Annotated in this window: 9 protein-coding genes and 2 rRNA genes; 1 reads left to right on the top strand and 10 read right to left on the bottom strand. The window is 56.3% G+C overall.

The features are described 5' to 3' along the window. Positions 1-24: 24 nt before the first annotated feature. From ACMGG5_RS07075 to metH, 4 genes are all read right to left on the bottom strand, one after another. Entirely contained in the window at positions 25-342 is a 318-nt protein-coding gene (locus ACMGG5_RS07075; RefSeq protein WP_029740630.1) for a CcdB family protein, read from the bottom strand. Continuing rightward, positions 342-635 carry a type II toxin-antitoxin system CcdA family antitoxin gene (locus ACMGG5_RS07070; RefSeq protein WP_420277649.1) on the bottom strand — a complete coding sequence of 98 codons (294 nt, stop codon included), beginning with the start codon at positions 633-635 and terminating at the stop codon, positions 342-344. The genes ACMGG5_RS07075 and ACMGG5_RS07070 overlap by 1 nt, the downstream gene beginning before the upstream one ends. A 95-nt stretch (positions 636-730) precedes the next feature. Beyond that, positions 731-2,362 (bottom strand): Na/Pi cotransporter family protein, encoded by a 1,632-nt coding sequence (locus tag ACMGG5_RS07065; protein WP_420277648.1) that lies wholly within the window; start codon positions 2,360-2,362, stop codon positions 731-733. Between the two features lie 116 nt (positions 2,363-2,478). Further along, on the bottom strand, positions 2,479-6,162 hold the full coding sequence (metH, locus tag ACMGG5_RS07060) for a methionine synthase (RefSeq protein ID WP_420277647.1): 3,684 nt from the start codon (positions 6,160-6,162) through the stop codon (positions 2,479-2,481). A gap of 193 nt (positions 6,163-6,355) precedes the next feature. On the opposite strand from metH, the gene iclR reads away from it, so the two are divergent. After that, positions 6,356-7,186: a glyoxylate bypass operon transcriptional repressor IclR gene (iclR, locus tag ACMGG5_RS07055; protein WP_045888359.1), complete on the top strand. Its 831-nt coding sequence runs from the start codon at positions 6,356-6,358 to the stop codon at positions 7,184-7,186. A 40-nt stretch (positions 7,187-7,226) separates the two neighbouring features. Here iclR and aceK read toward each other — a convergent pair whose 3' ends face one another. The 6 genes from aceK to ACMGG5_RS07025 all read right to left on the bottom strand — a co-directional run bounded on the left by aceK (position 7,227) and on the right by ACMGG5_RS07025 (position 16,410). Next, positions 7,227-8,960, bottom strand: coding sequence for a bifunctional isocitrate dehydrogenase kinase/phosphatase (aceK, locus tag ACMGG5_RS07050; RefSeq protein WP_420277646.1), 1,734 nt, complete (start codon positions 8,958-8,960; stop codon positions 7,227-7,229). Positions 8,961-9,009: 49 nt separating this feature from the next. Next, positions 9,010-10,314 (bottom strand): isocitrate lyase, encoded by a 1,305-nt coding sequence (gene aceA, locus ACMGG5_RS07045; RefSeq protein ID WP_024906665.1) that lies wholly within the window; start codon positions 10,312-10,314, stop codon positions 9,010-9,012. Positions 10,315-10,345: 31 nt separating this feature from the next. After that, complete coding sequence (aceB, locus tag ACMGG5_RS07040) at positions 10,346-11,947, bottom strand: malate synthase A (RefSeq protein ID WP_420277645.1); 1,602 nt, start codon at positions 11,945-11,947, stop codon at positions 10,346-10,348. A 270-nt stretch (positions 11,948-12,217) separates the two neighbouring features. Continuing rightward, complete coding sequence (gene metA, locus ACMGG5_RS07035) at positions 12,218-13,147, bottom strand: homoserine O-acetyltransferase MetA (RefSeq protein ID WP_024906663.1); 930 nt, start codon at positions 13,145-13,147, stop codon at positions 12,218-12,220. 173 nt (positions 13,148-13,320) lie between these two features. Beyond that, a 5S ribosomal RNA gene (gene rrf / locus ACMGG5_RS07030) occupies positions 13,321-13,436 on the bottom strand. Positions 13,437-13,506: 70 nt separating this feature from the next. After that, a 23S ribosomal RNA gene (locus ACMGG5_RS07025) occupies positions 13,507-16,410 on the bottom strand. Positions 16,411-16,467 lie beyond the last annotated feature (57 nt).

Raw genomic sequence — 16,467 nt, 5'->3', positions numbered from 1 at the left:
TACCTTGCGGCTGACAAAAAAGTGTTAGTAACCGTTGATCAAAAAATCGAGTGCATCCCGCAATGAAGCCCGGTTTTGCGTAAGATCGGCGACACGCTCGCCTAACTCTTTTGGCGATATGCCTGCCATCATGTGCATCATTACCACACAGGGTTTACCCGCTATCTCAACGACAGGGCACACTTTCGCAGGTGGCTGAATGCCTCCCAGATGGCTAAGTTCAACTGCGGGGGCGACCAGAACATGCTTCATCACATTAGCCACGGGATGCTGCATATTGATTAGCCAGGGATAGGCAGTTTTCCCCTTTCCTTCATTCTCATAAGCAAAATATTGCTCCATCAGAACGACCTCTGAAAGTCACTAAAGGAGCCGTTTTCATCAACCCATTGGTTAATGGCCTCGATAGAAGCTTTATTTTCTGCTAACCACTCTGCACGCTGATGCGCACGAAACTGCTCCTGCAGTGCAGTCGTGAGCACAGCAGAGAGATTAAGTTTAAGCCGTCGCGCCTCTTCAAGGATTTCAGGTGCTAACGACACGTTGACTGATTTTTTAATGCCATGAGTAGTGCGCATGAAAACCCCCATCGGAATGCGCATGAATTGGCGAAGTGTAGCGTAATAAACGACCATTTTCTATTCCCTAAAAAACGTAAGGTCTGAAGGGTAAATGGCGCTTGATAAGGTGTCACGCCTCGCAACAAGGTTTTGCGAGGCGCTTTCAGAGATTAATACTCATCCCGCTGGTCATCTTCATCCGGCTGTTCCATCACGCTGTACGCCACCGCGCAGAACAATGAGTTGAGGCGCTTCATATCCCCCAGCAGTCCCAGGTGGAGTGAGCTGGTTTCGATACTCTGCACGTTCTGCTGGTGCAGACGCTCAACGTGGGCGTGCGAGTAGCGGCGGTTAAGAATGCGGAAACGATGCTTGTTGCGGCGCAGGCGGCGCGCGCTCGGCACATCGCTGGAGAAGAATACCGACATCGCCAGCTTGAGGTTGCTGACCAGCTGTTCGTGCAGCGCTTCCAGCTCCTTCAGGCCTTCACCTGAAAACGCACGACGCGCGGCAAGGGATTTGTCGGCGATCTCGCTGCCCATGCGTTCAACGATATCCGAAGCCTGCTCAAGGTTAAGCGACATCTCGATAATTTCCGCCCAGCGGCGGGACTCCTCTTCCGCCAGCTCGTCCTGCGGCATGCGCGCCAGGTAAAGCTTGATGGCGGTATAGAGCACGTTGATATCGTCAGCTAACCTGCGCAGCTCTTTCTCTTCACGCGGCTCGCCGTGCATCACCTTTTGCAGGCCTTCGAGCATGGTTTCCATCGCGTCGCCCATGCGCAGCGTCTCGCGCGCGGCATTCGCCAGCGCCAGCGCCGGGGTATCCAGCGCAGACGTATCCAGGTGCTTCGGTTTCAGGCGCGCATCCAGCTCCGGTTCGTCCTGAATGAGGCGTTCGCAGAAGCGGGCCATCGACCCGGCAAAAGGCACCATCGCCAGGCAGCGCACCAGGTTGTAGAACACGTGGAAATAGATCACCAGCTCCGCTTTCGGCAGCGGGAGGTTGTCCATCAGGTTCGCCAGCGGGTGGATAAAGGGCAGGATAATCAGGCTGCCCACCAGCTTAAACAGCAGGCTGCCGAGGGCCACGCGGCGGGCGGCGGCGTTGGCCGCGCTGTTATTGAGCATCGCCAGCAGGCCCGAGCCGAGGTTGGCACCGATCACCAGGCACAGCGCGACCGGGAAGGAGATCGCCCCGGCGGCGGTGAGCGTGGCCGTCAGGAGCACGGCGGCCAGGCTGGAGTAGCTTACGATGGCAAACACCGCGCCAATCAGCGCGTCGAGCATGATGTCCCCGGTCAGGGAAGCGAAGATGACCTGAACGCCGTTGGCCTCGGTAATAGGGGTGACCGCCTGCACAATCAGCTCCAGCGCCAGCAGGATCAGCCCCAGGCCAATCCCCACGCGTCCAAGCTGGCCGGCCCGCGTCTGTTTGCGGCCGAGGAAGAAGATCACGCCGATAAAAATCAGCAGCGGTGACAGCCAGGAGAGATCGAACGTCAGGATACGCGCCATCAGCGCGGTACCTACATCCGCACCCAGCACAATGACCAGCGCCGGGGCCAGCGCCACCAGATCCTGCGCCACAAAGGAGGTGACAAGCAGGGTTGTGGCGTTACTGCTCTGAACCAGTGCCGTTACGCCAATACCCGCGCAGAAGGCGAGCGGCTTCTTCTCAACGCTGCTGCTGAGAACGGTACGTAAGCGCGCGCCAAATACGCGCATTACGCCGGTACGGACGATATGGGTGCCCCATACGAGCAGTGCGACTGCAGAGAGCAGATGTAACAGGGTCAGCACGGAAGGTTTTCCTCCTTATCATTATTCGTTTTCCATAGGTTCAGTATAAGGGGTTAAGCGTAAGAAAGAGACAAGGCACCCTTGAGGTGCCCTGTTTGTTGTAAGGAAAAGTGATTTTAGTCGGCGTCGTAGCCGAGATTAGGGGCCAGCCAGCGCTCCACTTCTGATACGCTCATCCCTTTGCGCAAGGCGTAATCTTCGATCTGATCCCGCTGCAGCTGCGCCACGGCGAAGTACTTGCTGTCCGGATGGCTGAAGTACCAGCCTGAGACTGACGCGCCCGGCCACATGGCGAACGACTCGGTGAGCTTCATACCTGTATGCGCTTCTACGTCCAGCAGTTGCCAGATGGTGCCTTTTTCGGTGTGTTCCGGGCAGGCCGGGTATCCCGGTGCCGGTCGAATGCCCTGGTAATTTTCGCGGATCAGATCCTCATTGCTGAGGTTTTCGTTCGCCGCGTAGCCCCAGTGCACCTTACGCACGCGCTCGTGGAGGTACTCTGCGAAGGCTTCCGCCAGGCGGTCGGCAATCGCTTTCACCATGATTTTATTGTAATCATCGTGCTGCGCTTCGAACGCGTCCGCCAGCGCATCTTCTTCCAGACCGCCGGTTACCGCAAAGGCGCCAATATAGTCGGCTTTACCACTTAACTTCGGCGCGACGAAATCGGCCAGGCAGTAGTTGGCAAAGCCCACTTTCTCGGTTTGCTGGCGCAGATGGCGGCTGACTGCCAATACGTAGGTGCGGGTTTCATCGCGATAAATTTCAATGTCGTCACCCACGCGGTTCGCCGGGAACAGCCCCACCACGCCCCGCGGGTTGAGGGTTTTCTCTGCGCTCAGCGTGTCGAGCATGTCGTTGGCATCTTTGAACAGGCGCTTCGCCTCCTCGCCTACCACCTCATCCTCCAGGATGCGCGGATATTTACCCGCCAGCGACCAGGTCATAAAGAACGGCGTCCAGTCGATGTAGTTGCGCAGCGTCTCGATGCTGGCGCTGACCTCCTGAACGCCCAGGCGATGCGCGACCGGCGGCGTATAGCTCGACCAGTCAAAGGCCAGATCGTTGTCGCGCGCCGCCTGGAGTGAAACAGGCGGGGTGCGCGGCTTCTTACGGCCGTGCTGGATGCGGACGGTTTCGTACTCTTTACGGGTGCGTTCAACAAACTCGTCGCGCTGGGTGTCAGAGAGCAGCGCGGAGACCACGCCCACGGTGCGCGAGGCGTTCTGCACGTACACCGTCGGCCCGCTGTAGTTCTGCTCGATTTTCACCGCCGTGTGCGCTTTGGAGGTGGTCGCCCCGCCAATCAGCAGCGGAATGGTGAAGCCCTGACGCTCCATCTCCTTCGCCACGTTAACCATCTCGTCCAGCGACGGCGTAATCAGGCCGGAGAGGCCAATCAGGTCGGCGTTCACTTCGCGCGCGGTCTTGAGGATTTTATCCGCCGGGACCATCACGCCGAGGTCGATAATTTCGTAGTTATTGCACTGCAGCACCACGCCGACGATGTTCTTGCCGATGTCGTGCACGTCGCCCTTCACGGTGGCAATGACCATCTTGCCGTTGCTGGATCCTTTCTCTTTGCTGGCTTCGATGTAGGGCTCAAGATACGCCACCGCCTGCTTCATCACGCGGGCGGATTTCACCACCTGCGGCAGGAACATTTTGCCTTCGCCAAACAGATCGCCGACCACGTTCATGCCGTCCATCAGCGGGCCTTCAATCACCTCAATCGGGCGGGCTGCCTGCTGGCGCGCCTCTTCGGTATCGAGCTCGATAAATTCGGTAATGCCTTTAACCAGCGAGTATTCCAGACGCTTTTTCACGTCCCAGGAACGCCACTCGGCCTGCTGAACGTTTGCCGCCTCATCCGATTTGCTGCCGCGGTATTTCTCCGCCAGGTCCAGCATGCGCTCGGTGGCGTCGTCGCGGCGGTTAAGGATCACGTCCTCGACGGCATCGCGCAGCTCGGCAGGAAGGTCGTCGTAAATCGCCAGCTGTCCGGCGTTAACGATCCCCATGTCCATGCCGTTGCGGATGGCGTAGTAGAGGAACACGGCGTGGATCGCTTCACGCACCGGGTCGTTACCGCGGAACGAGAACGACACGTTCGATACGCCGCCGGAAATCAGCGCATGCGGCAGCTCGCGCTTGATGTCCTCGCACGCGCCGATAAAGTCCTGGGCATAGTTATTATGCTCTTCGATGCCGGTCGCCACGGCGAAGATGTTCGGGTCAAAGATGATGTCTTCCGGCGGGAAGCCCACCTCTTCGGTCAAAATCTTGTACGCGCGGCGGCAAATCTCGATTTTGCGCTCGCGGGTATCCGCCTGGCCCACTTCGTCAAAGGCCATGACCACCACGGCGGCACCGTAGCGGCGGACCATTTTCGCGTGGTGGATAAAGATATCAACGCCCTCTTTCATCGAGATAGAGTTGACGATGCCTTTACCCTGAATGCACTTCAGCCCTTTTTCGATGATTTCCCATTTGGAGGAGTCAATCATGATCGGCACGCGGGCGATGTCCGGCTCACCGGCGATCAGGTTGAGGAAACGCACCATCGCCGCTTCGGCGTCGAGCATCCCCTCATCCATGTTGATATCGATAATCTGCGCGCCGCTTTCCACCTGCTGGCGGGCGACGTCCAGCGCTTCGCTGTACTTCTCTTCTTTGATCAGGCGTTTAAACTTCGCGGAACCGGTGACGTTCGTACGCTCACCCACGTTCACAAACAGGCTATCGTCGCCAATGGTCAACGGCTCGAGTCCGGAAAGGCGACAGGCAACCGGCAGCTCGGGCAGCTTGCGCGGCGGCAGTCCGGCGACGGCGTTGCTCATGGCCGCGATGTGCTCCGGCGTGGTGCCGCAACAGCCGCCGACAATGTTCAGGAAGCCAGACTCGGCCCACTCGCGGATTTGCGCCGCCATGGTGTCGGCATCGAGATCGTATTCACCGAACGCGTTCGGCAGACCGGCGTTCGGGTGGGCGGTGACGTAGCATTCCGCGATACGTGACAGCTCCTGCACGTACTGGCGCAGTTCATCCGGCCCCAGCGCGCAGTTAAGGCCAAAGGAGAGCGCTTCGGCGTGGCGCAGGGAGTTATAAAACGCTTCGGTTGTCTGACCGGACAGGGTGCGGCCGGAGGCGTCGGTGATGGTGCCGGAAATCATGATCGGCAGGTCAACGCCCAGCGCCTCAAACTCCTCTTTCACCGCGTAAATTGCGGCTTTGGCGTTGAGGGTGTCGAATACGGTTTCAATCAGGATCAGGTCGGAGCCGCCTTCCACCAGCGCTCTGGTCGATTCGCGGTAGGCGGCGACCAGCTGGTCAAAGGTGATGTTACGAAACGCCGGGTCGTTGACGTCCGGTGAAATCGACGCGGTGCGGTTCGTCGGGCCAAGCACCCCGGCAACGTAGCGCGGCTTGTCCGGCGTGAGGGCCGTCCACTCGTCGGCGCAGGCGCGCGCCAGCTTCGCGGCTTCCAGGTTAATTTCCGCCGACAGGGATTCCATCTGGTAATCCGCCATGGCGATGGTTGTCGAGTTGAAGGTGTTGGTTTCAACGATATCCGCACCCGCTTCGAAGTAGGCGTTGTGGATATCCTTAATCACGGACGGCTTGCTGAGCACCAGCAGGTCGTTGTTTCCTTTCAGGTCGCATGGCCAGTCGGCAAAGCGCTCGCCGCGGAAATCGTCTTCACTCAGACGATAGCTCTGGATCATGGTGCCCATGCCGCCGTCCAGCACCAGAATTCGTTCATTTAACTGCGCACGCAGTTGCTCTACTTTGCTGCTCACACTTGCTCCCGACAACGCTCAACAAGGCCAAAAGGCTGCGTTCCATACTGGCACAATCTCGCAGGGTGGAAAAGCCGCTCAGGGGTAACATGAGACATGTTCACCATCACTCCTCCGATCAGTCAGGATAACGGTTGCAAATTCACCAAATAAAACGAAAATGATTTCCACGATACAGAAAAAGGAGATCGTCATGGTCGCGACCGTTCCCGCTAAACGCGGCAGAAAACCTGCTGCCACCACCGCCGCCGCACAACAGGGCGGACAGGTTCAATCGCTCACGCGCGGTCTGAAGCTGCTGGAGTGGATAGCCGAGTCGCACAGCAGCGTGGCCCTGACGGAGCTGGCCCAGCAGGCTGGCCTGCCGAACTCCACAACACACCGCCTGCTGACTACCATGCAGCAGCTGGGTTTTGTCCGCCAGGTGGGCGAGCTGGGACACTGGGCGGTGGGCGCGCATGCGTTTATCGTTGGCAGCAGCTTCCTGCAGAGCCGCAACCTGCTGGCGATTGTGCATCCGATTCTGCGCAAGCTGATGGAAGAGTCGGGCGAGACCGTGAATCTGGCGGTGCTGGACCAGAGCGATCACCAGGCGATTATCATCGACCAGGTACAGTGTACGCAGCTGATGCGCATGTCCGCGCCGATTGGCGGTAAGCTGCCAATGCACGCGTCCGGGGCGGGGAAAGCATTTCTCTCGCAGCTGAGCGAGGAGCAGGTGACGGGGCTGCTGCACCGTAAAGGGCTGCACGCCTATACCCACGCCACCCTGGTGTCGCCCGTGCATCTGAAAGAAGACCTGGCCCTGACCCGCAAGCGCGGCTATTCGTTTGATGATGAAGAACATGCCCTGGGCCTGCGCTGCCTCGCGGCCTGCATTTTTGACGAGCACCGCGAGCCGTTTGCCGCCATCTCTATCTCCGGGCCGATTTCGCGTATGACCGACGACCGCGTGACCGAGCTCGGTGCGCTGGTGATTAAGGCGGCGAAAGAGGTGACGCTGGCGTACGGTGGAATTCGTTAAAATTGAGTGTGACCTGATGCCCTCACCCCGGCCCTCTCCCTCAGGGAGAGGGAGAAAAGCGGATGCAAAACCGCTGCTTGCGGCGGTATGCATACACATCTTCCACGTGCCCGTTTTTGATCCGCGTTTGCAGTCCGCGCCAGTAGCTGGCGCGAAACAGATCGGCATGCATCTCTTCGAATAGCGGTCCGATGCGCGGATCGGCACACAGCCAGTGACGAAACTCTTCGGGAAACACATCGCCCGGCGAGACGCTGTACCACGGCTCGCTGGAAAGCTCATCTTCCGGGTAGCGGGGCGGTGGGATATCGCGGAAATTCACTTCGGTCATGTAGCAAATTTCGTCGTAATCGTAGAACACCACCCGCCCGTGTCGGGTGACGCCGAAGTTTTTAAACAGCATGTCGCCCGGGAAAATATTGGCGGCGGCAAGCTGGCGAATCGCGTTGCCGTACTCTTCAATGGCATCCCGCAGCGCCTGACCTTCGGACTGCTCAAGCCAGATATTCAGCGGCACCATGCGGCGCTCAATATAGAGATGGCTAATCACGATTTTGTCACCCAGATCGGTGATTTTCGCGGGCGCTTCCTGCATCAACAGCGCCATGAGCGCCGGGTCGATCTGCTGTTTATCCAGCACAAAGTTTTCGAATTCCTGAGTATCCGCCATGCGCCCGACGCGATCGTGCTCTTTAACCAGCTGATAGCAAGCGCGAACGTGCGCGGCGGTCATCTCTTTCTGCGGGGCGAATCTGTCCTTAATCACCTTAAAGACCCGGTCGAAACCCGGCAGCGTAAAGACCAGCATCACCATACCGCGAATGCCTGGCGCTTCGATAAACTGCTCATCGGCCGTGGTGACATAGCGCAGGTACTCCCGGTAGCTTTCCGTCTTGGCGTGCTTCTGGCAGCCAATGGCCATATACAGCTCGGCGGTGGTTTTTCCCGGCAGGATCTCGCGCAGCCACTCCACCAGCGCGGCAGGCAGCGGGGCGTACACCATGAAATAAGAGCGGGCGAAGCCAAACACGATGCTGGCCTCGGCGCCGGTGGTCAGGCAGGTATCGACAAACAGTTCCCCGTCGTCGGTACGGTGAATCGGCAGCAGAAACGGCACAATGGCGGTTGGCGTAATCAGTTTGCCCACCAGCCAGGCGGCTTTATTGCGGTAGAAAAGCTCGTTGGCCACCTGTAAATGGCTGTGGCTGAGCACCTCCGCGCCGAAGGCTTCATTGAGATGGGCGTAGATATAGCCGATATCCCGGGTTTTATTCTCCCAGGGCAGGCGCAGCGGCAAATCCGTTAGCACGCGGTGCAGGAGCTTTTCCCATCCGCGATCGGGAAAGAAATCTTTCGCCAGCGGACGTGGGATGGTTCGAAAGCGCCGCTCGGGCTGGGAGCTGAAGATAAATAACCGCTCAGGAGATAATGAGCGGTGGTCAAATAACCGGCAATAGACGGAGTTGAAAAAGCTCTCCGCAATCTCGAAGCGAGGGTAGTCGGGTAACAAATGGGTGTAGTGCTCCTTCACGCGCAGTAAAAATTCCGCGTCGGGACTTTTACCGTCGGTAATACAGCGCAGCTGCTCCACCACCAGACCCACGTGGTGATCATAGAGATGGATACGCTGCTTCATGGCCTGCTGAACCGCATGCCAGTCTGCATGTTCAAAGCGCTGCTGCGCGCCGGATGTCACTTCAAGAAAACGACCATACTGGGCATCAAAGCCCTGCAAAATAGTTTGGGCAATCAGTAATTCCAGGCCACGCGACATATATTCCCCTTACCCAACCCTCTCCCCAGAGGGGAGAGGGGGGAAAAGATTAGAACTGTGCTTCTTCCGTTGAACCCGTTAAGGCGGTGACGGAGGAGGTGCCGCCCTGAATAATCGTGGTCACATTATCAAAGTAGCCGGTTCCCACCTCCTGCTGGTGAGACACGAAGGTGTAGCCGTCTTTACCCGCGGCAAACTCCGGCTGCTGCACCTTCTCAACGTAGTGCTTCATGCCCTCACCCTGCGCGTAGGCGTGCGCCAGGTCGAACATGTTAAACCACATGCTGTGGATGCCTGCCAGAGTAATGAACTGGTATTTGTAGCCCATGTCGGACAGCTGCTGCTGGAAGCTGGCGATCGTTTTGTCATCCAGCTTTTTCTGCCAGTTGAAGGACGGCGAGCAGTTGTAGGCCAGCAGTTTGCCCGGGTATTTCGCATGGATGGCGTCGGCAAAGCGTTTTGCCAGCGCCAGATCCGGCGTGGAGGTTTCACACCAGACCAGGTCCGCGTACGGCGCGTACGCCAGGCCGCGGCTGATCGCCTGCTCAATGCCGGCATGTGTGCGGTAGAAGCCTTCGCTGGTACGCTCGCCGGTGATGAATTCGCTATCGTACGGGTCGCAGTCAGAGGTGATCAGGTCAGCCGCGTCGGCATCGGTACGGGCAATCACCAGCGTCGGCACGCCGAGCACGTCAGCAGCCAGACGCGCGGCAACCAGCTTCTGCACGGCTTCCTGGGTAGGAACGAGCACCTTACCGCCCATGTGTCCGCATTTCTTCACTGACGCCAGCTGGTCTTCGAAGTGAACGGCCGCTGCACCGGCCTCAATCATCGATTTCATCAGCTCGAAGGCATTCAGCACGCCGCCGAAGCCCGCTTCCGCATCCGCGACGATCGGCAGGAAGTAGTCAATAAAGCGCGGATCGCCAGGTTCGATACCGGCAGCCCACTGGATCTGATCCGCACGGCGGAAGGTATTGTTGATCCGATCCACAACCGACGGCACGGAGTTAGCCGGATAGAGCGACTGATCCGGGTACATGCTGGAGGCCAGGTTGGCGTCCGCCGCGACCTGCCAGCCGGAGAGGTAAATCGCCTCAATACCGGCCTTCGCCTGCTGCAGCGCCTGACCGCCGGTCAGCGCGCCGAGGCTGTTGATGTAGCCTTTTTTAGAGCCACCGTGCAGCAGCTTCCACATTTTCGCCGCGCCATTTTGCGCCAGCGTGCATTCCGGATTGACCGAGCCGCGTAATTTCACCACTTCCTCCGCGCTGTAAGGACGGCGGATGCCTTCCCAGCGAGGTTGTGTCCACTCTTTCTTTAACTCTTCGATTTGTTGGGTACGGGTTTTCATGTGCAGATGCTCCATATTGTTATGTGGTGAGTTACGCCAGGAAGCGGTAGCCCGGCAGGGTCAGGAAGTCGATTAAGTCATCTGATGTGGTGATTTGCTCCATCAGGCGCGCAGCGTCGTCAAAACGCCCGCTGCTGAAGCGGTGTTCGCCCAGCTCGTCCTGGATCACCCGCATCTCTTCGGCCAGCATCTGGCGGAACAGAGATTTGGTCACCGGCTTGCCGTTGCTGAGCGTTTTTTGATGGTGGATCCACTGCCAGATGGAGGTACGTGAGATCTCTGCCGTCGCGGCATCTTCCATCAGGCCGTAGATCGGCACGCAGCCGTTGCCGGAGATCCACGCTTCGATGTATTGCACGGCGACGCGAATATTGGCACGCATGCCCTCTTCCGTCCGCTCGCCCGCACACGGAGCAAGCAGCTGTTCTTCAGCCGTTGGGGCATCCTCTTCGCGCGTGACAAACAGCTGGTTTTTATTGTCACCGAGTACGCGGTTGAAAACCTCCATCGCCGTATCGGCCAGGCCGGGATGGGCAATCCACGTGCCGTCGTGACCGTTACGGGCTTCAAGCTCTTTGTCGGCCTTCACCTTGTTGAGCACCTGATTGTTGCGTTCTGCGTCTTTGCTCGGGATAAATGCCGCCATGCCGCCCATCGCAAAGGCACCGCGCTTGTGGCAGGTTTTGATCAGCAGACGCGAGTAGGCGCTCAGGAACGGTTTATCCATGGTCACGACCTGGCGATCCGGCAGCACGCGATCGGGATAGTTTTTCAGGGTTTTGATGTAGCTGAAAATATAGTCCCAGCGTCCGCAGTTCAGGCCGACAATGTGGTCTCTCAGGGCGTGCAGAATTTCATTCATCTGGAACACGGCGGGCAGCGTTTCAATCAGCAGCGTGGCCTTGATGGTGCCCCGCGGCAGGTTGAAACGATCTTCCGCATAGCTGAAGACTTCGCTCCACCAGGCCGCTTCCTGCCAGGCCTGCGTTTTAGGCAGATAGAAATACGGGCCGCTGCCCTTCGCCAGCAGGGCTTTGTAGTTGTGGAAGAAATAGAGCGCAAAATCAAACAGACTTCCCGGAATGGCTTCACCGCGCCAGGTGACATGTTTTTCCGGCAGGTGCAGCCCGCGCACGCGACAGATCAGTACCGCCGGGTTCGGTTTAAGCTGGTATATTTTGCCGGCTTCGTTGGTATAGCTGATGGTGCCGTTTACGGCGTCGCGCAGGTTGATCTGTCCATCGATGACCTTACGCCAGTCCGGCGCCAGCGAGTCTTCAAAATCGGCCATAAAGACCTTAACGTTGGCGTTCATGGCGTTGATCACCATTTTGCGCTCTACCGGACCGGTGATCTCAACGCGGCGATCCTGTAAATCTTCAGGGATGCCGCGGATTTTCCACTCTCCACGGCGAATGGAAGCGGTTTCCGAAATAAAACCAGGCAACTTGCCGTTATCAATTTCCTGCTGCTGATGAATACGTGCCGCCAGCAGCTTATTGCGCTGCGGCGTAAAGCGGGTCACCAGTTCAGTCAGGAATTCTACCGCTTCTGCCGTCAAAACTTGCTGTTCTTGCGCGCCATACGGCTGGGTAAAGGCCAGTTCATCGACCGTCGTTGCCTGTTGAGTCATTACTCTGCTCCTCATCAAAGATCCAAAATCACGCCCCCGATGCGAACGAAAGATCGTTGGGTAGTTTTCGCTCAGCAGAATTAAGACTATCTCTATTTTTTCTAAAATCAAAAACAATTTCCATTTTAATTATAAATTGCAATTAATTGATTGATTTTATTGAAATTAAAGTTTTAAAGAATGATGAGTGACATTTCGGAAATAAAAAAGGCACCCGAAGGTGCCTGATTTGAATAGCTGAAACGCTTTAGGATCGTTTAGTGCAGACGATTACTCCAGCGTTGGATTCATGTGACGCAGATCGTATGGTGTTATCTGGTAGACGTAATAGTTGAGCCAGTTAGTAAAAAGCAAATTCCCGTGGCTGCGCCAGGTTGCTCTCGGTTTGTTTTGCGGATCGTCTTTCGGGAAATAGTTGTACGGGACATCCGGATTGAGACCTGCTTCGACATCACGGAAATACTCTGACGCAAGGGTATGCGGATCGTACTCAGGATGCCCGGTTACGAATGCAATGCGTTTATCCTTGCTGGCAAACAGATAAGCATCTCCATCTTCCGTTTCGGCCAGGATCTCCAGATCGGTGTAATCACGAATCAGCTGGGCCGGGAAGTCAGCGTAGCGAGAATGCGGGGCCAGGAAAGAATCATCAAACCCGCGCGTCAGCAACGCATGTGGATGGAGAATATGGTGTTCGTATACGCCGGAGAGCTTTTCAGTGCGGGTTTGCTTGGGGATGCCATAGAGAATATTCAGTGCGGCTTGTACCGCCCAACAGACAAACAATGTGGACGTGACGTGATCTTTTGCCCACTCCAGCACCTGTTTGATTTGCGGCCAGTAGGCGACATCGTTAAATTCAACCAGACCCAGCGGGGCGCCGGTCACAATCAGTCCGTCGAAGTTTTCCCCCTGGATGTCATCGAAGTTGCAGTAGAAGTTGTTCAGATGCTCAGAAGGCGTGTTACGTGACTCACGGGCGTCGATTCGCAGCAGCTGGATATCGACCTGCAGCGGGGAGTTCGACAGCAGACGCAGGAACTGGTTTTCTGTTTCGATCTTTTTTGGCATCAGATTGAGAATAAGCACCTTCAGCGGGCGAATTTCCTGACCTGTCGCACGCGAAGCCGTCATGACGAAGACGTTTTCTTCACGCAAGAAATTGACGGCTGGTAGCTCGTCCTGCACCCGAATCGGCATAGCTTTATATCCTCACAGCATACGTATAAACGTTTAGACATCCAGATAGCTAACGATACCCAGAAATGGTTTGAATGTCGAGTCTGCAAGTCGAAGGTGAGAAAGTTTCAAGGAAGGGGAAAGACAAAAGCAAAAAACCCCGCACCTTTCGGTACGGGGTTCTTCTAATTGATGCCTGGCAGTTCCCTACTCTCACATGGGGAGACCCCACACTACCATCGGCGCTACGGCGTTTCACTTCTGAGTTCGGCATGGGGTCAGGTGGGACCACCGCGCTAAAGCCGCCAGGCAAATTCTGTTAATCTGTATCAAGGCTGAAAATCGTGTCTGTCTCTTCGCCAAAACATCTTCGGCGTTGTAAGGTTAAGCCTCACGGTTCATTAGTATCGGTTAGCTCAACGCATCGCTGCGCTTACACACCCGACCTATCAACGTCGTCGTCTTCAACGTTCCTTCAGGAGACTTAAAGTCTCAGGGAGAACTCATCTCGGGGCAAGTTTCGTGCTTAGATGCTTTCAGCACTTATCTTTTCCGCATTTAGCTACCGGGCAGTGCCATTGGCATGACAACCCGAACACCAGTGATGCGTCCACTCCGGTCCTCTCGTACTAGGAGCAGCCCCCCTCAATTCTCCAGCGCCCACGGCAGATAGGGACCGAACTGTCTCACGACGTTCTAAACCCAGCTCGCGTACCACTTTAAATGGCGAACAGCCATACCCTTGGGACCTACTTCAGCCCCAGGATGTGATGAGCCGACATCGAGGTGCCAAACACCGCCGTCGATATGAACTCTTGGGCGGTATCAGCCTGTTATCCCCGGAGTACCTTTTATCCGTTGAGCGATGGCCCTTCCATTCAGAACCACCGGATCACTATGACCTGCTTTCGCACCTGCTCGAGCCGTCACTCTCGCAGTCAAGCTAGCTTATGCCATTGCACTAACCTCCTGATGTCCGACCAGGATTAGCTAACCTTCGTGCTCCTCCGTTACTCTTTGGGAGGAGACCGCCCCAGTCAAACTACCCACCAGACACTGTCCGCAACCCGGATCACGGGTCTACGTTAGAACACCAGCCATTAAAGGGTGGTATTTCAAGGACGGCTCCACGCAGACTGGCGTCCACGCTTCAAAGCCTCCCACCTATCCTACACATCAAGGACCAGTGTTCAGTGTCAAGCTATAGTAAAGGTTCACGGGGTCTTTCCGTCTTGCCGCGGGTACACTGCATCTTCACAGCGAGTTCAATTTCACTGAGTCTCGGGTGGAGACAGCCTGGCCATCATTACGCCATTCGTGCAGGTCGGAACTTACCCGACAAGGAATTTCGCTACCTTAGGACCGTTATAGTTACGGCCGCCGTTTACCGGGGCTTCGATCAAGAGCTTCGCGTTACCGCTAACCCCATCAATTAACCTTCCGGCACCGGGCAGGCGTCACACCGTATACGTCCACTTTCGTGTTTGCACAGTGCTGTGTTTTTAATAAACAGTTGCAGCCAGCTGGTATCTTCGACTGATTTCAGCTCCACCCGCAGGGGCTTCACCTACATATCAGCGTGCCTTCTCCCGAAGTTACGGCACCATTTTGCCTAGTTCCTTCACCCGAGTTCTCTCAAGCGCCTTGGTATTCTCTACCTGACCACCTGTGTCGGTTTGGGGTACGATTTGATGTTACCTGATGCTTAGAGGCTTTTCCTGGAAGCAGGGCATTTGTTACTTCAGCACCGTAGTGCCTCGTCATCACACCTCAGCGTTAAAAGGTACCGGATTTACCTGGAACCTCCGCCTACATGCTTAAACCGGGACAACCGTCGCCCGGCTAACATAGCCTTCTCCGTCCCCCCTTCGCAGTAACACCAAGTACAGGAATATTAACCTGTTTCCCATCGACTACGCCTTTCGGCCTCGCCTTAGGGGTCGACTCACCCTGCCCCGATTAACGTTGGACAGGAACCCTTGGTCTTCCGGCGAGCGGGCTTTTCACCCGCTTTATCGTTACTTATGTCAGCATTCGCACTTCTGATACCTCCAGCATGCCTCACAGCACACCTTCAACGGCTTACAGAACGCTCCCCTACCCAACAACACATAGTGTCGCTGCCGCAGCTTCGGTGCATGGTTTAGCCCCGTTACATCTTCCGCGCAGGCCGACTCGACCAGTGAGCTATTACGCTTTCTTTAAATGATGGCTGCTTCTAAGCCAACATCCTGGCTGTCTGTGCCTTCCCACATCGTTTCCCACTTAACCATGACTTTGGGACCTTAGCTGGCGGTCTGGGTTGTTTCCCTCTTCACGACGGACGTTAGCACCCGCCGTGTGTCTCCCGTGATAACATTCTTCGGTATTCGTAGTTTGCATCGGGTTGGTAAGCCGGGATGGCCCCCTAGCCGAAACAGTGCTCTACCCCCGAAGATGAGTTCACGAGGCGCTACCTAAATAGCTTTCGGGGAGAACCAGCTATCTCCCGGTTTGATTGGCCTTTCACCCCCAGCCACAAGTCATCCGCTAATTTTTCAACATTAGTCGGTTCGGTCCTCCAGTTAGTGTTACCCAACCTTCAACCTGCCCATGGCTAGATCACCGGGTTTCGGGTCTATACCCTGCAACTTAACGCCCAGTTAAGACTCGGTTTCCCTTCGGCTCCCCTATACGGTTAACCTTGCTACAGAATATAAGTCGCTGACCCATTATACAAAAGGTACGCAGTCACACCACGAAGGTGCTCCCACTGCTTGTACGTACACGGTTTCAGGTTCTTTTTCACTCCCCTCGCCGGGGTTCTTTTCGCCTTTCCCTCACGGTACTGGTTCACTATCGGTCAGTCAGGAGTATTTAGCCTTGGAGGATGGTCCCCCCATATTCAGACAGGATACCACGTGTCCCGCCCTACTCTTCGAGTTCACAGCCTGTGCATTTTCGTGTACGGGACTATCACCCTGTACCGTGCGACTTTCCAGACGCTTCCACTAACACACAAGCTGATTCAGACTCTGGGCTGCTCCCCGTTCGCTCGCCGCTACTGGGGGAATCTCGGTTGATTTCTTTTCCTCGGGGTACTTAGATGTTTCAGTTCCCCCGGTTCGCCTCGTTAACCTATGTATTCAGTTAACGATAGTGCAACGAATTGCACTGGGTTTCCCCATTCGGACATCGCCGGGTCAAAGGTTCATATCACCTCGCCGGCGCTTTTCGCAGATTAGCACGTCCTTCATCGCCTCTGACTGCCAGGGCATCCACCGTGTACGCTTAGTCGCTTAACCTCACAACCCGAAGATGTTTCACTTCATGATTGCGAAAATTTGAGAGACTCGAACACA

Source organism: Enterobacter sp. BNK-34, assembly GCF_048684445.1.
GTDB lineage: Bacteria > Pseudomonadota > Gammaproteobacteria > Enterobacterales > Enterobacteriaceae > Enterobacter > Enterobacter pseudoroggenkampii.
The sequence above is the reverse complement of the archived record's forward strand: the minus strand, read 5'-3'. Positions and strand labels throughout refer to the sequence as shown.